The sequence below is a fragment of the Kitasatospora sp. NPDC097605 genome (assembly GCF_040302725.1).
Taxonomy (GTDB): Bacteria; Actinomycetota; Actinomycetes; order Streptomycetales; family Streptomycetaceae; genus Kitasatospora.
In genome coordinates, this window is sequence record NZ_JBEOSF010000001.1 from 358,690 (window position 1) to 379,003 (window position 20,314).

19 protein-coding genes are annotated in these 20,314 nt (G+C 71.0%); 13 read left to right on the forward strand and 6 right to left on the reverse strand.

The features are described 5' to 3' along the window. Window positions 1-300: 300 nt before the first annotated feature. The 6 genes from ABTX81_RS01580 (at window position 301) to ABTX81_RS01605 (ending at window position 6,849) form a co-directional block, all read left to right on the forward strand. On the forward strand, window positions 301-531 hold the full coding sequence (locus ABTX81_RS01580) for a hypothetical protein (protein ID WP_350540885.1): 231 nt from the start codon (window positions 301-303) through the stop codon (window positions 529-531). Window positions 532-792: 261 nt separating this feature from the next. Next, a complete protein-coding gene (gene mobC, locus ABTX81_RS01585; protein WP_350540886.1) occupies window positions 793-1,239 on the forward strand; it encodes a plasmid mobilization relaxosome protein MobC in 447 nt (148 codons plus the stop codon). A gap of 92 nt (window positions 1,240-1,331) precedes the next feature. After that, window positions 1,332-2,966: a relaxase/mobilization nuclease domain-containing protein gene (locus ABTX81_RS01590; RefSeq protein ID WP_350540887.1), complete on the forward strand. Its 1,635-nt coding sequence runs from the start codon at window positions 1,332-1,334 to the stop codon at window positions 2,964-2,966. Window positions 2,967-3,048: 82 nt separating this feature from the next. Then, window positions 3,049-4,332 (forward strand): MFS transporter, encoded by a 1,284-nt coding sequence (locus ABTX81_RS01595; RefSeq protein WP_350540888.1) that lies wholly within the window; start codon window positions 3,049-3,051, stop codon window positions 4,330-4,332. A gap of 22 nt (window positions 4,333-4,354) precedes the next feature. Next, a complete protein-coding gene (locus ABTX81_RS01600; protein WP_350540889.1) occupies window positions 4,355-5,620 on the forward strand; it encodes a hypothetical protein in 1,266 nt (421 codons plus the stop codon). A 305-nt stretch (window positions 5,621-5,925) separates the two neighbouring features. After that, window positions 5,926-6,849: a GNAT family N-acetyltransferase gene (locus ABTX81_RS01605; RefSeq protein ID WP_350540890.1), complete on the forward strand. Its 924-nt coding sequence runs from the start codon at window positions 5,926-5,928 to the stop codon at window positions 6,847-6,849. 77 nt (window positions 6,850-6,926) lie between these two features. Here the strand turns inward: ABTX81_RS01605 and ABTX81_RS01610 are convergent, their stop codons facing one another. Then, entirely contained in the window at window positions 6,927-7,148 is a 222-nt protein-coding gene (locus tag ABTX81_RS01610) for a hypothetical protein (protein WP_350540999.1), read from the reverse strand. Here ABTX81_RS01610 and ABTX81_RS01615 point away from each other — a divergent pair. Next, window positions 7,110-8,108 carry an ATP-grasp domain-containing protein gene (locus tag ABTX81_RS01615; RefSeq protein WP_350540991.1) on the forward strand — a complete coding sequence of 333 codons (999 nt, stop codon included), beginning with the start codon at window positions 7,110-7,112 and terminating at the stop codon, window positions 8,106-8,108. The two genes, ABTX81_RS01610 and ABTX81_RS01615, sit on opposite strands and share 39 nt — an antisense overlap. A 226-nt stretch (window positions 8,109-8,334) precedes the next feature. Beyond that, the gene (locus ABTX81_RS01620; RefSeq protein WP_350540891.1) at window positions 8,335-8,706 is read left to right on the forward strand and encodes a hypothetical protein; all 372 of its coding nucleotides are present in this window, start codon (window positions 8,335-8,337) and stop codon (window positions 8,704-8,706) included. 55 nt (window positions 8,707-8,761) lie between these two features. On the opposite strand, the gene ABTX81_RS01625 is transcribed toward ABTX81_RS01620, so the two are convergent. The 5 genes from ABTX81_RS01625 to ABTX81_RS01645 form a co-directional block, all read right to left on the reverse strand. Then, the gene (locus ABTX81_RS01625) at window positions 8,762-11,743 is read right to left on the reverse strand and encodes an NB-ARC domain-containing protein (protein WP_350540892.1); all 2,982 of its coding nucleotides are present in this window, start codon (window positions 11,741-11,743) and stop codon (window positions 8,762-8,764) included. A gap of 419 nt (window positions 11,744-12,162) precedes the next feature. Continuing rightward, complete coding sequence (locus ABTX81_RS01630; protein ID WP_350540893.1) at window positions 12,163-12,354, reverse strand: hypothetical protein; 192 nt, start codon at window positions 12,352-12,354, stop codon at window positions 12,163-12,165. A gap of 301 nt (window positions 12,355-12,655) precedes the next feature. Further along, window positions 12,656-13,045: a hypothetical protein gene (locus ABTX81_RS01635; protein ID WP_350540894.1), complete on the reverse strand. Its 390-nt coding sequence runs from the start codon at window positions 13,043-13,045 to the stop codon at window positions 12,656-12,658. 54 nt (window positions 13,046-13,099) lie between these two features. After that, window positions 13,100-13,261, reverse strand: a complete 162-nt coding sequence (locus ABTX81_RS01640) for a hypothetical protein (RefSeq protein ID WP_350540895.1) — start codon at window positions 13,259-13,261, stop codon at window positions 13,100-13,102. Between the two features lie 111 nt (window positions 13,262-13,372). Continuing rightward, the gene (locus ABTX81_RS01645; protein ID WP_350540896.1) at window positions 13,373-13,714 is read right to left on the reverse strand and encodes an SPDY domain-containing protein; all 342 of its coding nucleotides are present in this window, start codon (window positions 13,712-13,714) and stop codon (window positions 13,373-13,375) included. 354 nt (window positions 13,715-14,068) lie between these two features. On the opposite strand from ABTX81_RS01645, the gene ABTX81_RS01650 reads away from it, so the two are divergent. The 5 genes from ABTX81_RS01650 to ABTX81_RS01670 all read left to right on the forward strand — a co-directional run bounded on the left by ABTX81_RS01650 (window position 14,069) and on the right by ABTX81_RS01670 (window position 20,279). Beyond that, a complete protein-coding gene (locus ABTX81_RS01650) occupies window positions 14,069-15,190 on the forward strand; it encodes a hypothetical protein (RefSeq protein ID WP_350540897.1) in 1,122 nt (373 codons plus the stop codon). Window positions 15,191-15,293: 103 nt separating this feature from the next. Beyond that, entirely contained in the window at window positions 15,294-16,052 is a 759-nt protein-coding gene (locus tag ABTX81_RS01655; protein WP_350540898.1) for a TnsA-like heteromeric transposase endonuclease subunit, read from the forward strand. Further along, a complete protein-coding gene (locus tag ABTX81_RS01660) occupies window positions 16,049-18,100 on the forward strand; it encodes a TnsB C-terminal domain-containing protein (RefSeq protein WP_350540899.1) in 2,052 nt (683 codons plus the stop codon). Before ABTX81_RS01655 ends, ABTX81_RS01660 begins: the two co-directional genes overlap by 4 nt. Next, window positions 18,097-19,161 (forward strand): AAA family ATPase, encoded by a 1,065-nt coding sequence (locus ABTX81_RS01665; RefSeq protein WP_350540900.1) that lies wholly within the window; start codon window positions 18,097-18,099, stop codon window positions 19,159-19,161. The genes ABTX81_RS01660 and ABTX81_RS01665 overlap by 4 nt, the downstream gene beginning before the upstream one ends. After that, the gene (locus ABTX81_RS01670) at window positions 19,158-20,279 is read left to right on the forward strand and encodes a TniQ family protein (protein WP_350540901.1); all 1,122 of its coding nucleotides are present in this window, start codon (window positions 19,158-19,160) and stop codon (window positions 20,277-20,279) included. Before ABTX81_RS01665 ends, ABTX81_RS01670 begins: the two co-directional genes overlap by 4 nt. Window positions 20,280-20,314 lie beyond the last annotated feature (35 nt).

Genomic DNA, 20,314 nt, shown 5'->3' on the forward strand with positions numbered 1-20,314 from the left:
CCGTCGGTTCGGTCCGGTGGTCCGGGCGAGGGTGGTCGGTCCGTCCGGTCCGGTGGTCCGGCAACCGACTTGGACCCGGCGCTTCTAAGGGCCGGCCGCCAAGCTGCGGCGGAGGCTGGACGGCTTTCCCGCCGGGTACTCGCTGATGGCATCCGCAGCCAGGGGCTCACGGTGTCGAACGATCGGGTCACCGAGATCCTGGCTGTCTTGCGGACCGACAAGCCACCACCACACCACCGGTGACCGCGCCTTCTCTTCTTTCGTTCTCGCCCCACCGCGACTCACCCAAGGGAGCACTACATGAGCGCCACCGTGCTGGCGGACCGCGACCTCGTCGCCGACTTCGTGGCCGTTCTGGTCCGCCACGACCACATCCGCAGCGCCCGGCCGTTGGGCGACGGCCGGTGGGAGGTCCGTCGGTCCGTCGAAGGCCCGGTCGAGACTCTCAGCGGCGAGCAGACGGAGGAGTTGGTCATGGACCACCTGATCTCGGAGTTCGCCGCCAGAGGCCTGGCCAGCGGCGACTTCTGACCGCCCGCACTCCCGACCCGTGCCGTCGGCCGAGTCCCATCTCAGTCCGCCGCCAACCGCCCGTGATCCCGGGCACGTTGCCACCTACGGCGGAGCGAGCTATCCCCTTGGAGTGTCCTATCGGACACTCCAAGGGCTCGCCCCCGCCAAAGGGGCGGGGGAGTCGAGTGTCGTGGTCGAGCGGGGGCGCTCGACCACGACACTCGACTCGCCGCAGCCAGGGGGCATCGGCGGCACGACAACCGACAGGAACAGCCGGAGATGACCGCCGCCGAGCCCGTCGCCGACGCCGCCGAGCCGACCGTAGAGCGCCGTCCGCGTCGCCGATTCCACGAGCCGCAGCAGCGCCAGCGAGTGCTTACGATCCGCGTGAGCACCGACGAGCAAGCCCTGATCCGCAGCGCCGCCGTCGAACGCGCCGAGACCGTCGCCCGCTTCGTCGCGAACGCCGCACTCACTGCCGCGTCCCACCCCGATACCGCTCGCAACCCAGACGATCAGCTCGACCGAGCGATCGACGAACTGGCCGCCGCGCGCCGGCAGACCGCCCGCGTAGGCAACAACATCAACCAGATCGCCCGGGAATTGAACCTCGGCGGTCTCCCACACCCCGCGGACCTGGTCGCCGCGCTGAGCGCGGTCCGCCGTGCCATCGCCACCGTCGACTCCACAGCGGCCGGCCTTCTCAAGCAGCGGAAGAAGCACTGAACCCGAACATCACCCGCGGGGAACGGACGTATGGCCTGCTGGCCTACCTCTACGGACCCGGGCGCAAGGACGAGCACGTAGACCCGCACCTCGTGGCCTCCTGGGACGGCTTCGCCCCTGATCCGGGCCGCGATCCGAACGCCACGATCAAGCAGCTCCAGACGGCGCTCGACATGAGGGTCGACCAGCGTGGTCCCCGGCGTCGGTTGAAGAAGCCCGTGTGGCACTGCTCGGTCCGCGCCGCTCCCGAAGACCGGATGCTCAGCGACGAGGAGTGGGCGGTGGTGGCGCGCAGGGTGGTCGCGGCCACCGGCATCGCTGAGGACGGCGACCCGGACGGCTGCCGGTGGGTTGCGGTCCGCCATGCCGACGACCACATCCACATCGCCGCCACCATCGTGCGTGGCGACCTGCGAAAGGCGGACATCGAGTTCGACTTCCGTCGGGCCCAGGCTGAGTGCCGCAAGATCGAGAAAGAGTGGGGGCTGCGCGAGCTCAACTCGGGTGACGGCACGGCCGCGAAGGAGCCCACCAATCGCGAGAAGCACAAGGCCGCCCGCCTCGGCGAGGTGGACACGAGCCGGCAGCGACTGCGCGACGCGGTCCGCCAGGCCCTCGCCGGTGCCCGGGACGAGGCCGAGTTCTTCGCCCGGCTGGAGGCAGCCGGCGTGCTGGTCAACCGCAAGATCGGTCCGTCCGGCGACACCCTCGGATACAGCGTCGCCGTCGTCGGAGAGCACGACGCGACCGGCGAGCCGGTGTGGTTCGGCGGGTACAAGCTCGCCCCCGACCTGACCCTGCCCAAGATCCGCCGCCGCCTCGGTGCTCCGCCCCCGGAGCACCGGGAGAAGCCCGGTCCGAAGGCACCGGACGGTGGTGGCCGTAGGCCGGCCGGCCGCCCCTCTCCGGCAGCCGCCGCGCGGCTGCGGGCGGCGGACACGGTCCTGGAGGCCATCGACCTCCTCGGCGCCGAACCCGAACCCGAGGTCGCGTCCGGGGTGGTCGAGGTGACCGGGGAGGTGCTCGACGCCCTGGCGGCGACCGCCCTGCCCGCGCAGAAGCCCGAGCTGCTCGCCGCAGCCCGGGCATACGAGCGGGCCTCGCGCTCGCACGTGCGAGCCGCGAACGCCGACTCCCGTGCCGTGCGGGCCGTCGCCCGCGAGGTGCTGTCCGGCGGCTACACCACCAACCGCGGCCCGGACGCCGCTGCCGCCGCCACCGTGCTGTCGGTGCTGATCCTGCTCGTCATCGCGGCCGGCCGATGGCACGCCGAGCAGGGCCACCGCCAGCAGGCCGCCGCCGCCCGTGCGGCCGCCGACCGCCTGCGATCGGCCTACCGGCAGGCCGCTGACCAGCCGCTGGCCGCCCTGCGCCAGCGAGGCCGACAGCTCCCCGCCGCAGTGCGCGCCCGCCAAGCGCAGGCCGTGCGCCGTGCGCTACCCGGCGAGGACGGCCGCCGGATGCTCGCCGAGCCGGAGTTCGACGCCCTGGCCGCCGCCCTCGCCGAGGCGGAGGCAGCCGGGAACGACCCCAACGCCCTGCTGGAGCAGGCCCGTTCCTGGCGAGAGCTGGACACCGCTGGGTCGGTCGCCGCCGTGCTGACCTGGCGCGTGCGGCACCTCGCGAAGCTGCCGCACCCCGCCGCGGGCAAGCCGCCCCGGGCCGCCAGCGCGACGGCTCCGGCCCTGCCTGCCACGGCCGCCGACGCCTCGCGGCAGCGCCGCTGACCCGGCCGCCGACGGATGCCACCAGGGCTCCGCCGGCGGCCGAACCAACCCCACGCCGCCGAAACCCCTGCGGAGACCACCCTTGCCTCGCCCGACCACCGTCCACCAACGACACCGAGCCGCCGGCGCGGCCGACCGCGACTGGCTGCTGCGCTGCTACACCCTGCGCGCCACGGACTCGCTCGCCGCCGCCGTGGTGATGTACGCGGTGCCGCTGCTCGTCCTTACCCTCACCCACTCGCCCGGATGGGCAGGGCTGGCCTTCCTGTTGGAATGGCTGCCTCGCCTTGCCGCCATCGCGGGCGCCGGCCCCGTCATCGACCGGTACAGCCCCCGCACGGCCGTCCTGGCCACGAGCCTGCTGCGCGGCGTCGGCGCCCTCGCCACCCTGATCGGGCTGACCCTTGGGGCCGGGGTGTGGCTGGTGCTCGTGTTCGGGGTGCTTGCCGGCATGCTCGCCGAAGCCGCCTACCTCGCCAACGAGGCCGTGGCCGCCGAAGCCGGCCGCCGCGTGGGCGAGCGTGCCCACCGCGTCCAGTCCGTCTTCACCGGCACCGACCAGGCCGCCCTCCTGATCGGCCCGTTGATCGGCGGCCTGCTGCTGCTCGCCGGACCGGCCCTGCTGTTGGTGACTGTCGCGATCCTGTCCGTTGTCACCGCCAGCGTCGCCGCGAGCGTGCGCACCCATCGACCGCACCTGCACGTCGTCAGCGACCCCGTCGCCGGCCACCCGCTGGCCGGCCTCGCCACCGGCCTGGGCGCCCTGCGCCGGACCCCGGCGCTGGCCTGGCTGGTCGGAGCGCTGGCCTGCGTCAACCTGGCGTCCGGCCTGCTCCAGGTCTCCGCGCCGATCACCGTCACCCGGACCCTGCACCACTCCAGCGCCGCCGTCGGCGCGGTGTGGAGCATCGCCGCCGCCCTCTCGCTGGCCGCGGTCGCCGTCGCCCACCGCGCCATCGACCGCTTCGGCCTGTTCGCCGTCGGCACGGCCTCGGCCGCCGCCATGTGCACCGCTACCCTCGCCAGCGCCCTGGCACCGAACTTCTCGCTCTACGCCGCCGCGGTCGGGCTGCTGATGGCCGGCGAAGGCGCGGTGACCGTCGTCCTGCGTACCGCCCGCGCCCGCCTGATCCCCGAGCGGGCCTTCGCCGCCACGCTCGCCACCACCGTCCTGATCGTCCTCGCCCCGCTCCCCCTAGCGGGCCTGCTGGTCGCGCTGTGGCCGGCCGACCACCTGCGCCTGCTGGTCACGATCACGGCAGTGGTCGTTTCGGCGGGCACCTGGGCGTGCTTCCGCGGCCTTCACGCCCACCGCGCCACCTGGACGGTAGCCGAGGACGCCGAGCCGGTACTGAAGGCCGGCTGACCAGAAGAAAGAGACAGATCCCGTGCCCGACGACGCTCCCGCCTACACCGATCATGCCGACCTCGCCCCCACCGACTTCGCCGCCTTCGAGCATCTGCTCGCCGAACGACGTAGCGACCACCCCTCCATCTACCCGAAGTGGGAGATGCTGCTCTCCAGCAGCACTTCTCCCGGTGGAAGGTGGGAGTCCAGCTACGCGCTGTTCCACAATCCGGTCCGCCTCGCGTTCGCCGCGTCCTCCCCGGTTGCCGAGAAGCTGGTGAAGGTCTTCTTCGACGAGGACGGCCGGGCCCTTCCCGACCGCCCCCGCGGCCCGCGGCCTGACTCCCAGCTCGCCAAGGACCTGGCCGAGCACCTGTCTGGCTGGTCCATCGAAGCCTGCCACCTGGCCCCCGGCCGGGCTCTCGTCGAGCTTCAGGAGCAGACCTGCGGTTGGGGCCGAGGCCCGTGGACCAGCACCACCGGGCCGCACGACGCCGCCGATCTCACCGGCCCGGCCGGGGAGCGGCTCCTCGCGGTACAGCTCGCCCCGAACGCGCCGGTTATCGTCGGCGCCACCGTCCCGGAAGGTGTCCGTCCCTTCGACCTCGGGCAGGTCCGCCCACCCGCCCCGCTGTCGACCTCCGACTCGACGGCCGCAGCCGCCGCGATCGTCGGTGTGATCGCACCGCGCTACCAGCAGGCGCTCTGGCAGGCCCGCGTGGCCTCCATGACGTTCGCCATCGACGCGCTCCGCCTGAGCAGCGCCCGGATCACCGGCGCCCGCCGGGCGGGCCGCCGAGGCTCGGGCGACACCTTCGAGTCCGAGGCGGCCCGTGACCGCGCCGCTTGGCGCCACATCGAGACGGCCCTGGGCACCGCACCCTCCGTCGCGGCCGCGATCCGGGCCTCCACCGTCGTCGAAGACCACCTCGACCCGGTTGTCCACAGGCACCTCCAGCAACTCGCCCTCACCGAGGAGGCGCTCACCCGCCTTCAGGAAGTCCGCACCGGATGGCGGGCGGCGATGGCCGCCTTCGCTGACACGCCAGACGGCTCCTGGCTTCGCCGCCACGCCGAGGACCTGCGGAACCAGGAAGCCTGGCCGCACGCCCGACGCATCGCCGAAGGCCCGCTCACGGCCCTCGCCGCGCACGTCACCCCAAGGATCGGAGCGCCCGTCCCCGACAGGGAGAAGCAGGTCAAGGCCGCCCTCGCCCGCGCGGGCAACCTCCCCGCCCGACCCTCGCCCACTGCTCCGGCCACGACCGCACCACCGCCGCCGGGCCGGCACCGGCCCACCCGCTGACCACCCACCCGGTCCGGCCGCCCAGCGCGCCCGGACCGGAGCGGCCCGTCCACCCGACCGACCCACCGGAGATTCCCATCACCACCAGCACCACCACCATCACCGGCGATGCCGACGACGAGGTCACCCACGCCCTCAGCGTCTGGTACGACACGATCGCCGACGCCCCCGCCGACAGCCACCCCGCCGCCCACCCTTCCCGCACCCGCGCGTGGACCGCCGCCTGGGAACAGCTCACCACCGAGCAGATCGACGCCCACCGCCACCTCCAGATCACGGACTTCGACGCCAGCATCACCGAGACGGTGCCGTACTTCCTCGTCCCCGCCCTCGGCTGCCCGTACTGGTCCAGCCAGGAAACCGACGCCGGCGTCGCACCGGTGTGGCCCGGCCCGGTCCTCTACTCCGGCAGCCCGCACGGCCAATACGGCGGAGCCGGAACCGCTACGGAGGCCAGCGCCCACCTGACCGCACACGCCGGCCTGCGCCTGGCCGACGAGTACGGTACCCACGCCGTCGTCTACCCGGGGCTCAGCGCCGATCAGGCCGACCGCCTCACCACCGCCGGACGCCACCAGGGCGCTGCCCACGTCCTCAACCTCGCCACCGATGTCGCCCACGTCCGCGACCTCGCCACAGAACAGGGCCTGGACCGCTGGTGGGCCGACACCCCCGCCGGCCACCGCCGCGACGCCCGCCGCCAGTGGCGCCGCGCCACCGAGGCCGGACTGACCCTCGACCCGCTCACCGGCCCCCGGATGCTGGAGCACCTGGCAGAGTTCACCGCGCTGGCCGTCGGTACCGCCGAGCGCCACGGCACCGCCCTCTACGGCCACGACATGTTCGAGCACCTCGCCCAGGTCCCCGGCGCCGTCCTGCTCGCCGCCCGCCACCAGGGCCACCTCGTCGGCGGCATGTACGCCTTCCTCCACGACCACTGCCTCTACCTGTGGGCATCGGGCATCGACTACCAGCACCCCCGCGGCCGCCACGCCTACACCTGGCTGATGACCGAAGCCCCCCGCTGGGCCCTCGACCACGGCGCCCGCCGCATCGACGCCGGACGAGCCAACTACCTGGCCAAGAAACGCCTCGGCTACCAGCCGCAGGTCCTGCGCACCGTCATCCACCTGCCCACCGAAGCCGCCACCACCGCCGACGCCCTGACCACCCTCTCCCACCGGCTCGGCGACCAGGCCCTGCGCCACCACCCCGACCTGCCCTGGTAGCCCCCTCCCTCGCGCACCCGTCACCCCGGAAGGACCACCTCCTGACCACCACCACCCAGACCCTCCTGCTCGTCTCCTCAGGGGATGAGCTGTACCGCCGCTACGCGCTTGAGCAGATCGCCGAGCAGCACCGCGTCGTCCTCCTCGCCCAGGACGAGCCCACCTGGGCGCTGCCCTACATCGCCGACCATGAGGTCACCGACATCCGTGACCCCGACCAGGCCCTTGCCGCAGCCGAGCGTCTCGCCGCCCGCCACCGCATCAGCGGCGTACTCACCTGGGACGAGTACGCCCAGCACAGCGCCGCCCGCCTCGCCGCAGCCTTCGGCACCTTCGGCAACTCCGAGGCCACCGCCGCCACGTGCCGGAACAAGGCCGCAAGCCGCGCGGCCTTCGCGGCCGCTGGTGTCCCCTCCGCCGCCAGCATCCGCGTCGACACCCTCGACCAGGCTCTCGCGGCCGCCGAGAGCATCGGGTACCCCGTCGTCGTCAAGCCGGCCGCCGGGGCGGGCAGCATCGGGGTGCGCCGGGCCGACGGCTCCTCCGACCTCGCCGACGCCTACGCGCGGGCCACCGCCCACGCCGATGACGGCTTCGGCGTCCTCGTCGAGGAACACCTCGACGGGCCGGAGGTCTCGGTCGAGTGCGTCACCGCTCTCGGCGTGACCATGCCTGTCGCGGTGACCCGCAAGAGCCTGGGGCCGGCGCCGTACTTCGAGGAGACCGGCCACAGCGTCGAAGCCCGAGACCCGCTCCTCGCCCTGGTCGGCCCCGTCGCCGTACAGGCCCTGGACGCCGTCGGCTTCGCCAACGGCGTCTCCCACGTCGAGATGCGGCTCGTCGACGGCGGCAGCACCCCCCGCCTGATCGAGGTCAATGGACGCCTGGGCGGCGACCTGATCCCCCACCTGGTCCGCGAGGCCACCGGCATCGACCTCCCGCTCGCCGCCGCCGACATCGCCCTCGGTCTGCAGCCCGACCTCACCGCGACCCGGCGCCGGGCCGCCGCCATCCACATGGCCTACGCCCCCGCCACCGGCGGCCTCACCCGCGCGACGGCGAACCCCGCGCTGCACGAGCAGCCATGGCTGGAACGCCTCGTCTGGGAAAAGCAGAGCGGCGACCACGTCGCACTGCCGCCCGCCGGAGACCTCGGCACCGCCCGCGTCGCCCACCTCGTCGCCACTGCCGCCACCGCCGAGATCTGCCTCCAGCACCTCGCCGATGCCGCCCACCACCTCGACGTCACCGTCGACTGACCCAACGACCAAGGCCGGGCCCGGCACGCACTGCGCGCCGGGCCCGGCTTCCTTCATAGCAAGGTGAGGGAGAGCGCAACTGCTCTGGTAGCGGGCAAGGTACTGGCCGGCCCCACGCCGACCGCGGCCGGCATGTGACCGAACCAACATTCGCAAATCGGGCAATATGGAACAAGATTCTCGATATGGGGCGTTCTGTCCCATGCATCCAGAGAGTGGGGGCTCCTTGACCATCTTCGACCGCAACGACGACCAGCCCAACTTCACCAACTTCCGCTACGGTCAGGAGCCGCAGCCGGCCGACCCCGTTCCCAGCACGCTGGCCGTCCCGCACCCGAACCCCTTGAGCCCGCGAGGCATGCTCATCTCCTGCGCCCAGTGCCGGGCGACCCGCGACTGGCTTCTCATCCACGTCCACCCCAACCTTGTGTTCGTGCGGTGCCGTTGCGCCCACGAATGGCGTGAGGCGGATCTGGAGGCGAACGACGTCGCCGAGGCCCGCGACGACACCTTCGAGGAGCGCGAGTGGGACTCCTTCGAAGAGATGTACCAAGGCCTGGGCTTCGACGGACTCTTCCGTGGCGCATACCTGTCGTAACGAGCCCTCTGCGTCGGCTGAAATCAGCTGACGCAGTAGGCGTTGAGCCCCGGTGCTACAGCGTTCCGGGGTGGAATCGGAAGTGGTACAGCCCGTTGTCGCCTCCGATGGCAATGCTTGCACCGTCAACTGACCAGCAGCAGCAGGTCATAGCAGTGTCGGCCCGCATCAAGGTGGCAGGTTCCCACGTGGTCGTGTTCCAGATCCCCACTGCTCGTTCGTCGCTGTTGGCGGCGATCCAGGTGCCGTCGGGGGAGATCGCCACTGCCCGAACCCCACGGGTGTAGCCGGAGAGGGTGGCGATCTGAGTACCAGTGGCGCGGTCCCAGATCCGCACCATGAGGTCACCTCCGCCGGTGGCGATCCAGGTGCCGTCGGGGGAGATTGCCACCGCGTTCACCCAGCCGGTGTGGCCGGTGAGGGTGGCGGTCTGAGTACCAGTGGCGCGGTCCCAGATCCGCACCGTTCCGTCGTTGCTGCCGGTGGCGATCCAGGTGCCGTCGGGGGAGATCGCAACTGCCCGAACCCCGCGGGGGTGGCCGGTGAGGGTGGCGGTCTGAGTACCAGTGACGGGGGCCCAGACCCGCACCGTTCGATCGACACCGGCGGTGGCGATCCAGGTGCCGTCGGGGGAGATCGCCACCGAATTCGCCCCGCGGGGGTGGCCGGTGAGGGTGGCGGTCTGAGTGCCGGTGGCGCGGTCCCAGATCCGCACCGTTCCGTCGTTGCTGCCGGTGGTGAGCCAGGTGCCGTCGGGGGAGATTGCCACCGCGTTCACCCAGCCGGTGTGGCCGGTGACGGTGGCGGTCTGAGTGCCGGTGGCGCGGTCCCAGATCCGCACCGTTTCGTCTTCACCGCCGGTGGTGAGCCAGGTGCCGTCGGGGGAGATTGCCACTGCCCGAACCCCGCGGGTGTGGCCGGTGAGGGTGGCGGTCTGAGTGCCGGTGGCGCGGTCCCAGATCCGCACCGTTTCGTCTTCACCGCCGGTGGTGAGCCAGGTGCCGTCGGGGGAGATTGCCACTGCCCGAACCCCGCGGGTGTGGCCGGTGAGGGTAGCGGTCTGAGTGCCGGTGGCCCGGTCCCAGATCCGCACCACTAGGTCGATACCGGTGGTGGTGAGCCAGGCGCCATCGGGGGAGATCGCCACCGCGTGCACCCAGCCGGTGTGGCCGGTGAGGGTGGCGGTCTGAGTGCTGGTGGCGCGGTCCCAGATCCGCACCGTTCCGTCGTTGCTGCCGGTGATGAGCCAGGTGCCGTCGGGGGAGATCGCCACCGCATTCACCCCACCGGTGTGGCCGGTGAGCGCTCGGAGGAAGGACGGTTGTGGTTGGTCGGGCAGCGGCCAGAGGTTGCTGAGCCGGGGAGCAGTGAGCTGTCCTGCATGGGCGACGGTCTGGGCCGCCCAATGGGGGAGGCCCTCGAGGCGGCTGTGGAGGACGGAGGCGACGGAGTGGTCGGGGCGGGTGGGCTGGAGGAGATGGGCGGCTCGGTTGAGGTCGGCGGCTCGTTCGGCCGTACCTGGATTCCCGACGTGGCGGAGGTCGGCGATGGGGGCGTTGGGGCCGCGCTGGCGTAGGCGGCGGTCGATCCAGCGCAGGTCCGAGGCCAGGTCCTCCGCCCGGGTGTGGCGGCCGGCTGCGAGGAGGTGTTCGACCGCATGGTCCAGCACGTAGCCGTGGTCGGTGTCCCACCAGGCGTGCCCAGGATCCGGAGTCCCCGGAGCGAGGGGCACCGCAACCGGTAGGCGGGCGGTGAGGGCATCGACGAGGTGGGCGTTGACGAGGGCCAGGCCGTTGGTGCCCAGGGATTGACGGAGGTAGTCGCGCAGGACGTCGTGAAGGGTGATTCGTCCGCCGTTCGCAGGGTCGGCGGTGACCAGGGAGAGACTGTCCAATGCGTGGATCAGGGCGTGTGCCTGCTCCGTTGTGAGTCCGGCGGAGGCGTGCCAGAGTCCGCGCACCAGGGCCACGGGAACGGCTTCGTCCTCCGCGAAGGCCCCGAGTTCGAGCAGGCGGTCCCGCCCACCGGGCGGGAGACGGTCGACGGCGGCCTCGATGGTGGCCTCCACCGCCCGCTCGCGCTGAGTCGGCACTGCCGCGTCCATCGCCGCGGCGTCCGCGGTGGCAGGTCCGGCGTCCCGGAGCCGCCGTGCGGCTGCCCGCATCGCGTCGGCGATGGGCACCCCGAGTCCGATCTCGGCCACGATCAGACGGTTGACCAGACGCAGCAGCAGCGGCCAGCGACCGGTACGGGCGAGGAGCTCGGTCACAGTGTCGGCGGGCAGGTGGGCGGCGTCGAGGTCCTCCAGCAGCACTGTTCGTGCTTCAGGTTCCGTCATGCCGTCTACCAGAACGAGTCGGCTGTCCGGACGGCCGTCCAAGAGCTGGCGGCGGCGAGTGGTGACCAGTCGTACGCATTTGGGCGCTCCGCGCAGGAACGGTTCCAACTGTTCGCGCTCCCACACGTCGTCCAGGACCAGCAGGGTCCGGGGCCGCTGGGCGAGGAGACGGCCTAGGTGGTCGCCGGCTCGGTCCGGGTCGGTGAAGGTGGTGACGTCGCCGGTGATCAGCCGGGTGACCTCGCCCACCGCTGCCGTGATCTCCGCCGCGCCACGCACGTCTCGGCCGATGGTCACCAGGTAGACGCGGCCCCGGAAGCGGCGCCGAACCCTGCGGTCGGCAGCGACCATCCGCGCCAGCCGGGTCTTGCCGAACCCTCCCGCACCGTGCAACGACGTCGTCAGCCCCACCGTCGCACCACCACGGGTGAGCACGGCGTCGACGGCCTGCCGCAGCTCGGCACGCCGCACCAGCCACCCCTCCACTTCCGGGGCCGGGGGAGGTGGCGGATCCCCTTCCCCCGCCGGGACCCGCTCGACGCGTGCAACCAGCAGCCCGACGACCACGGCAGCAAGCGTCAGCCCGGCAACCGCCCACCACGCATTCGCCCGTAACAGATCCAGCATGCCTGGCCACTTCGCGTCCCCCGTCGCGGCGTTGCCCGCCAGCGACAGGAGCGCCGCATCCACCACCGCCACCCCGCCGAGCAACCTCAGCACGACACGGCGCGCTCGACCCGCTGCCATCCCCACCCCCGGGACGATCCGACAACCGACCCGGGGACCTTATCCCCCGCTCAACCCCCGCATACCGCACTTCACCCGGCCGGTACACACCTGCGACCACATGGGAGACCATCAACCGGTTCCAGCCGAGGAAGTCCAACGGTCCGACGTCGAAAGGCAGCCATACCGCTTATACGATCGCCTGTCAGGGCTGTCCTACCAGGAAGACGGCAGCAGAGGACTAAGCAATCTCCGCCGGTATAGTCGGGTCGGATTGCATCCGACGCAACCTCCGCCGGATGCCACGAACGGCCGCGACTTGATGCATCTTCCGCGGGGCGGAGCAACAGTGTCCGTCGGGTGGTCGTCTGGAGGCACGCTCGCCGTCTACTTCACAGTGAGCGGGGCGAGGAGGAAGGGCGGGGCCAGGCGCCGCACCGCGACACGGCCGCCGTCGTCGGTTCCACGAGTTTGGTGTTGAAGGCGTAGGCCATGAGGATCAGCTGCATGGCGGCCGCGGTCCGCTCGGCCGGTGTTGGGTTCGGCTCGACCAGTCCGGTTGGCAGGAAGGTCCGGTCACCCATCGCTCACTGCTCGGTGGCCTCTGCTGGTTGGCCGGCGGAGTCCGCGCAGGCCTCGCCTTCGCCACCGTGGCCGCTCGCCAGACGGTCGCCCGCAAGCGCGACAGTCGGATCTGTTCTTCCCACCTCAGGCTATCTGCTCCAGGTGGAGGAGGAGTTGATGCCGCAGACGCTCCTGCTCGCGGTTGGGCGGGCAGCCCTGCAGGCGGTTGGAGTCGGGATCTGATCGGGCAGCAGCGACAGCGAGGGCCCGCGCCATGGGGCGCGGGCCCTCGCTGCTATCTGACTCCCGCGAGCGGGTTGATCAGTGGGCGGTGTACCGGACCGTCCCGTTGGCATCGACCGCGAGGACCTGCCTGGCACGTTCCAGCCGGGCCAGGCTGAGACGGACGGGACCAGGCTGGCGGCCGAGGCGACGGGCCAGGTCGTCGGAGCTGCACGGCAGAGGGGTGGTGCTTAGCAGGGCGAGGACGTCGGCATCGGTGAGGTCGTCCCAAGAACGGGCGGCGCCGAGCGTGAGGATGGCGGAGGCTCCGCAGACGGTGAGGGAGAAGCTGTCGACGGTGTGGTGGGCGAGGGCGCCGTAGACACTGAGCGCGCCGAACGCGCCGACGCTGGCGATGCCGGTGATCAGCAGGCCTCGAACGAGCAGCTTGCGGCGTCGGTTCTTCCGGGGGCAAGCGGTGTTGTTCACGAGGTTCTGCTTCCTGGACGAAGAGGCACAACGGTACCGCCGGTGCGACGGTGGTCAGCTGGACTTGTCGCGCTGGTGGGGAATCCGGCCGGTGGTGAAGGCGAGGGCCGCGGCGCGCTGCAGACGCTGGAGCTTCATCTGGAGGGCGATCTGCTGAAGGCAGGTCAGGAGCATAGTGGCGGCGAGCAGGGGTTCATGGAGGATTGCGCAGATCACGGCGGTGACGGCGGTGGAGACGGTTCCGGCGATGGCGAGGTACTGCGCCGACGCGAGAAGCCGGGTGATGTCGGAGCCGCTGGTGCTGGTGGTGATGATGAAGTCCTTCGGTCAGCGGGTGGCGCGGGTGTACATGGCGTCGAGTAGGTCGAGGACCAGCTCGACGGGGGTCTCGCGGTCGAAAGTCCCGCGCCAGCCGGGTTGGTGGGCGGTTCCGCTGACGGCGATGGTCCAGGTGTCCGTGTTCGGGTCGTCGGGTGCGTAGCCGAGGTAGGCCCGGGTGTCGGGGCTGGCGGCGTGCAGCGCGCCACGCGGGTCGATGACCCAGCTCCAGCTGCGGGCGGCCAGGAAGTCGGTGATCGCGTAGGGGCTTCCGGGGCCCACGAGCCAGCTTCGGTGCTCGATGACGGCGCCCGGCTTGAGCCCGGGGACGGTGGGGAGGGTGATCGCCATGGTCACGTTGGTCGCCTTCCTGTTCGATGGGAAGCGTCCATGTTTGCTTGGTAGTGCACCATTCGCGTAGTAGATCGTGTTTGCCGCAGGCGAACGTCGCCGTCTCGAACACGAAGGCCCCTGCCGGTGAGGGCCTGTTCTGTCCTGTCTCGATGACCATGGCGAAGTCTCGGTGAGCTTGGCCAGCAGCCGATCCCTGACTCCCCAGGGTCAAAGCGCTTCATGGCTATGCTCGCTGTAGTCAGGCAGACAGAAGTCGGTGGTGCCCACAGGGCACACGCTGGGATGCTCTGAGTTGTGACGCGAACACAGTTCCCTCTAACTGCTGCCTACCAGGCCAAGGGGCTCCGCTACATGCGGGAGATCCGCCGTGCGATCGAGGCGTATTGGTACGCGACCATGGAGGATTCGGAGGCGGCGGCGCTGGAGGTCCGACGGGTAGCGTCCGCGGTGAACATCCTTGATGAGACCGTGTTCTTGCCTGCCTTCGGCGACGACTACCGGCGGCATCGTGCCCGTGATCCATTGGGCAAGGTCGTCATGGGGCTCGAACTGATCCGCAACTGCGAAGAGCACTCACCCGTACTCTTCGAGGGCTTGCTCGTACCACGTGCCTACTTCGGTGTCCCCATGTCCATGGCGCCCACTCGCATGCGCGTGGTCTACGACTGGGCCCAGTACGCGGACATGCCGGCCGACTACGTGAACATCGATCCGACGGCCAGTGAAAAGTTGAAGCGGGCCCGTGGAGAGGCGCAGGATGCCTACCGCAAGGAAGTACAAGGCCGTCCGGTCATTGACACCTTGTTCGACTCGGTGCGCTTCTTTCAGTCCCTTGACCCTCAGTTGATTGCTGGCGAACCACCGCTCGTGCGTTGGGCGTTCGCAGAGTCCACTGATCTGGAGTCGCTGGTTGAGGTCCCTGACACGGACCTGCGGCTGGAGAGCCCGCGCACACACCTGGTGTACCGGCCGATGGGCCTGGACCACTACGAGGTCTTCCTTCTGGATATCGCCTGCCGGAGTTCCGATCGGCGCTCGGCCGGATGGCCGGCCTGGGACAGGGCAGTAAAGGATCGGAAGAACGGTCTGGTTCGGCAGGCCAAGGATCGCAATCCGCCTGGCCGGTTCCGCGAGGTCCGCTACCAGTTGTTCGAGAACGGCAAGGTCATCGGATACAGCGGGGTCGGCGAAGGCCCGCATTTCCCGGGCGAGCCGTGGGTTGAACGGACGCGCCAAGTCGCCAACGACGTGGGCCGCGGCTATCCGTACTTCGTTCGCACGGGCGACACCATGGTGCGGCTGCAGCAGACTGGCCCCCAGACTGTCACCGCCGTCTCTGGCGAGCGTGATCTCCTCACCGAACTCGATGATGCCGGCGATCGGCCGGGTATGGACGTGAGCGGGCTGAAGATGCTGGAGGACAATCCGGACATGTACCTGTGGACACGTCCGCGAGCAGTCCCTCCAGTCTGACCCGCCGGCCAAGGTTCAACACCAGAGGACAGCAGACCACTCGTCTCGGTGAAGTTGGCGAAGTTGGCGGACAGGGGCTCCTACGTCTGACCATCGTGGTGACGTGACGGTTGCTCGAAGTGTTGCCGGTGGGGCGCCGGCGGTGGTGCGGGGGTTCGAGATCGCCTATGTCGACCGGAACGGCGGGGAACACCGTGCGGCGTTGGCTGACGCTGCCGGGGTGCGCTTCGAGGAGGGACGGCCGGTTCGGTCGTTTCCGTCCTGGCGAGGGCAGCGCAACTATCCCGGGCTGTGGTGGTCTGCGACGTCCGACCAGCACGTCGGCTACGAGTCGTGGCTGGAGCGCGACCACGCGATGCTGCTGGACTTCGACCGGCAGGTCACCGGCTTCGCGTCGCAGCCGTTGTGGCTGTTCTGGCAGGAGGGCGGGAAGCGGAGGTCGCACGCGCCGGACTGGTTCGCCCGTCGTGCCGACGGCTCGGGGCTGGTGGTGGACTGCCGTCCGCTGGACCGGATCAAGCCGCGGGACACAGAGGCGTTCGCGGCGACGGAGCGGGCCTGCCGCGAGGTCGGCTGGTCCTATCAGGTGGTCGGGACTGTGGAGCCGGTCGTGTTGGCCAACATCCGGTGGCTGGCCGGCTATCGCCATCCCCGGCATGCCGTGAGCCGCTTCGTGGAGCCCCTGCTCGGCGCGTTCACGGGGCCGACGCCGGTACGGCTGGCGGTGGAGCGGGTCGGCGATCCGATCGCGGTGCTGCCGGTGCTGTTCCACCTGCTGTGGTCCGGGGTTCTGGTCGCGGACTTGTCGGTGGTGCTCGGCGAGGCCGCCCTCGTCAGCGTGGCCGAGGGGACCGGGCGGTGACGGGCCTGGCCCGGCCCGGTGTTCTGCGGGTCGGCGATCAGGTGCGCTTCGACGGCGGAGAGCACACCGTGGTGGCGATCGAAAACACTTCGGTGAGGCTGTTGGGCGCGGACGGCGCCTCGCGAGTGGTGCTGCTGCCGTTCCTGCTCGCGGACGAGGACTTCGCTCTGCTGGGTGCGGACGGGCCTGGCCCGGCCCTGGCACCGACGGGACTGCTGGAGGCCGCGCCGGCCGAGGCGCTCGCACAGGCACGGTTCTGGGAACGCCATGTCGTCGAGATCGAGACCGGCCTGCCGCCGGACTCGCCGCCCGGGACGGTTCCGCGGCCGGGCTACGACCCGGCGACCACCACACTGGCGGAGCGTCAGAGAGCGAAGGCCCAGGAACTGGCGGCGGTCGGCCGGCCGGTGGGGGAACGCACGCTGCAGCGGATCCGCAGCCGCTACCGCGAGCAGGGCCTGCTCGGCCTGGTCGACCAGCGGACGATGCGCTCCTCCTCACCGACCGGGCGGACCGATCCGCGGGTGGTCACGGCACTACTGCAGGCGATCGGCGAGGAGACCGAGGTGTCGACCGGCACCCGGGCGAGGCTGATGCGCCGGGTCGAACGGGCTCTGGCGGACGAGTACGGCGACAAGGCGGTGCCGTTGCCGTCCCGGGCGGTGCTCTACCGCCTGGTCGACCGGCTCACGACGGGTCGGCACACCTTCGGGGCGGCCACGACCCGCCGGCAGACCGCGAACCGGCCCACCGGCCCGTTCACGCCGAGCACCGAGGCCCGGCCGGGAGAGCAGGTGCAGATCGACACCACGAAGCTGGACGTCCTGGTGGTCCTCGACGACGGAAGCACGGGGCGCCCTGAGTTGACGATCGCCGTCGACATGGCGACGCGCACGATCTGCGCGGCCGTCCTGCGGCCGGAGAGCACGAAGGCGGTGGACGCCGCCCTGCTGCTGGCGCGGATGCTGGTACCCGAGCCGATGCGGCCGACCTGGCCGCACGCGCTGGCAGCGTCGGCCTCCCTGCTGCCGCACGCCCGGCTCCTGCGGATCGATGCCCGGTTCGCGCAGGCGGCGGCCAAGCCGGTGATCGTCCCGGAGACGATCACCACCGACCACGGGGCGGTCTACCTCTCGCGGACCTTCACCGACGCCTGCCGGCAGCTGGGCATCTCCGTCCAGCTCGCGCACCCGGGCACCCCGACGGACAAGGGCGTGGTCGAGCGGACGTTCTCCTCGATCAACAGCCTGTTCTGCCAGCACGTCGCCAGCTACACCGGCCGGGACGTCAGCCGCCGGGGCACCGACCCGGCCCGCCGGGCGGCTTTCAGCCTGCCGGAGCTCGACGACCTCCTGCAGGAATGGGTGATCGCCGGGTGGCAGTTGCGCCCGCACGCGGCGCTGGCCCACCCCTTCCTGCCACGCCGGTCGATGTCGCCGAACGACGCCTACGCGCTGCTGGTCGCATCGAGCGGCTACCTGCCGATGACCCTCGGCCCGACCGACTACATCGAGCTGCTGCCGACGACCTGGCGGACCGTCAACGACTACGGGATCCGCATCGACAACCGCACCTACGACGCGCCCGAGCTCGTCCCCTACCGGCGCCAGCTGTCCGGGGTCAGCGCACAGCGGGGCCGCTGGGAAGTCCACTTCGACCCGCACGACGTCTCCCACGTCTTCGTACGCGACCACCGCGCGGGCGGCTGGATCACCGCCGAGTGGACCCTGCGCAAGTTGATCGCCCGGCCCTTCTCCGACAGCCTCTGGCGCCAGGCCCGCCGGACGGTCGCCGCCCGCGGGCACGACGACACAGACCAGGCGAGGATCGCCCGCGCGCTGGACGACCTGCTGCAGCGCGCGGGCCGTCGGCCGCACTCGCCGCGGCCGGCGGTTCCCGAACCCCACCTGCCGCAGGTCCGACTCGCCGGAGGCTTGCCCGCGACCGGGGCCGAGCACTTCGACGAGGCGGACGCGGACGACGCACCGCTGGCCGAGGTGATCCCGTTCGGCATCTTCGACCCGTTCAGCGAGGAGGACTACCGGTGAGCACCGAGCAGGACCTCGCGCCCGGCCGGCCCGCCCTGACGACCAAGGAGGGGTGGGCCAGGTTCGTCAACCACCTCCCCGCCACGGTCACGCTGCTTCGGCCGAAGGAGCTGGCGGCCCTCAACGAGGTCGAGCGGGCGCTCTACGACGAGGCCCGGATCGAGCACCACACCGAGGTCCTGGTCGCGAAGACCCCCACGATGATGGAGATCATCCGCACCGGCCGCGAACTGACCCTGCTCAACCGGCGTCAGGTCTCCGCCCGGCGCGGGCTGATCGTCACCGGCGAGCCCGGCACCGGCAAGACCACCGCGATCACCCAGCTCGGCAAGGCGCACGAGCAGCACGTCCGGCGCCGTCTTCCGGCGGGGGCGGGCCCCCGGATGCCCGTGGTCTACGTGACGGTGCCGCCCGCCGCGACCCCGAAGATGCTCGCGATGGAGTTCGCCCGGTTCCTCGGCATCCCCCTGGTCGGCGGCCAGAACCAGGCCCAGATCACGAACGCCGTCTGCGAGGTCCTGGCCGAACTGGGCTGCGAGCTGGTGTTGGTGGACGAGATCCACAACCTCAATCTCACGACCAGGGCCGGAGCGGAGGCTTCCGACCAGCTGAAGTATCTGTCCGAACGGATCACCGCGACGTTCGTCTACGCCGGCATCGACGTCGAGCAGGCCGGCCTGTTCACCGGGACCCGGGGCAAGCAGATCGCCGGACGCTTCGTGAGTGTGACCGCCAAGCCGTTCACGACCTCCACCGCAGCCCACAAAGCCCAGTGGCACCAACTGCTGGCCACCATGGAGCAGTCGCTGCGGCTGCACCGGCACCGGCCCGGCACCCTCGTCGACCAGTCCGACCTCCTGCACCACCGCACCTCCGGCATGATCGGAAGCCTCGCGCACCTGGTCCGGGCCGCCGCGGTCAGGGCCATCCTCTCCGGCACCGAGCGAATCACCGTCCCGATCCTGGAAGACATCCCGCTCGACACCGCCGCGGAAGCGAGTGCCCCACGTCGACGGACGGCCAGAGCCGCCGGGACCCTCCAGCGCAAGGACGCCGGATGAGGGACACGCGAAACGCCCACCAGGCCCCGGCCCGCTCGCTGCCGATCCCAATCCGCCCCTGGGGAGGCGAGTCGCTGACCTCGTTCGTCCAACGCCTCGCCGCCGCCAACCGCACCCGGGACACGATCCTTTGGAAGACCATCGCCAGACCGGAGTCCTCGTCCCTGGGCAGCCACCTTGAGTTCTTCGAAGCCCTGCTCAACCCGCCAGCCGCGGACCGCCTGGCAGTGATCAGCGGCCTGCCCCTGGCGCGGCTGTCGGTGGCACTCCCGGCCCTGGGATGGGCCCGCCAGCATGCCCCGGACCTCATGGAGAAGAAGACCCCGGCCGTCCGGTTCCAAGCCGCCATGGGCTACACCCGCCGAGCCTGCCCCCACTGCGCGATCCGCCGCAACACCGCGCCGCCCCGCCTCCACCTGCCCATTACCCAGATCATCTGCACCCGCCACCAGCACTGGCAGAGCGTCACCATCAGCGGATCGTGGGCGAAGGCGACCGAACGGCCGCCTTCCCCGCAACCGGTCGATCTGAGCCCCCTCGCCGGCATGGCCGCCGCTCAGAGACGACTGGCCCAGATCCTCCGCTGCTACGGCCCCGATGTTCTGGTCATGAGCGTTCGCGACGCCCGCTCGATCGCCGAGAAGTGGGCCGCAGACCGATGGGCTGAACCAGCGATGGTGCAACGCTGGCAGACACGCGCACGCAAACTGGACTGGCCCGCCGAAGCGGAGACGATCACGCAGAACAGCGAGGCTGGCGCGATCGTCTCGCACCCTGAAGTCGCGACCCTGGCCGCTTTCCTTGCGCCTTTGACCGTCGCCCCGACCGAGTTCTTCTACCCGGAGAACAAGGACGAGATCCGCGCGCTGGTCGACCGGACGAGAGCGGCACTCGGACTGACACCCCTCGCAGCCGCCGCTTGCCAGTGGCCATGCAGTGCCCCCCGCACGTCAGCTGATGCGATCTGGAACCACATCGACCAAGTCAGGGTGACGCGCGGGCGTCACCGATGGCGCCAACAAAGAAGTGCCATGATCCCTGAGCTCGGCATCCCCGATCCGTCTCACCAAACCTGGCAATCCGCAGCTCGACATAGCCGCGTCCGCCATGATCGGTGAGACCGGACACCCGGGTCCGGCTGCAGCCAGGGCTC

What these genes read in the sequence shown, in the direction of transcription:
- mobC (WP_350540886.1), top strand. Translation starts at nt 793, where the DNA reads ATGACCGCCGCCGAGCCCGTCGCCGACGCCGCCGAGCCGACCGTAGAG.
- ABTX81_RS01580 (WP_350540885.1), top strand. Translation starts at nt 301, where the DNA reads ATGAGCGCCACCGTGCTGGCGGACCGCGACCTCGTCGCCGACTTCGTG.
- ABTX81_RS01670 (WP_350540901.1), top strand. Translation starts at nt 19,158, where the DNA reads ATGAGGGACACGCGAAACGCCCACCAGGCCCCGGCCCGCTCGCTGCCG.
- ABTX81_RS01650 (WP_350540897.1), top strand. Translation starts at nt 14,069, where the DNA reads ATGCGGGAGATCCGCCGTGCGATCGAGGCGTATTGGTACGCGACCATG.
- ABTX81_RS01630 (WP_350540893.1), bottom strand. Translation starts at nt 12,354, where the DNA reads ATGGGTGACCGGACCTTCCTGCCAACCGGACTGGTCGAGCCGAACCCA.
- ABTX81_RS01645 (WP_350540896.1), bottom strand. Translation starts at nt 13,714, where the DNA reads ATGGCGATCACCCTCCCCACCGTCCCCGGGCTCAAGCCGGGCGCCGTC.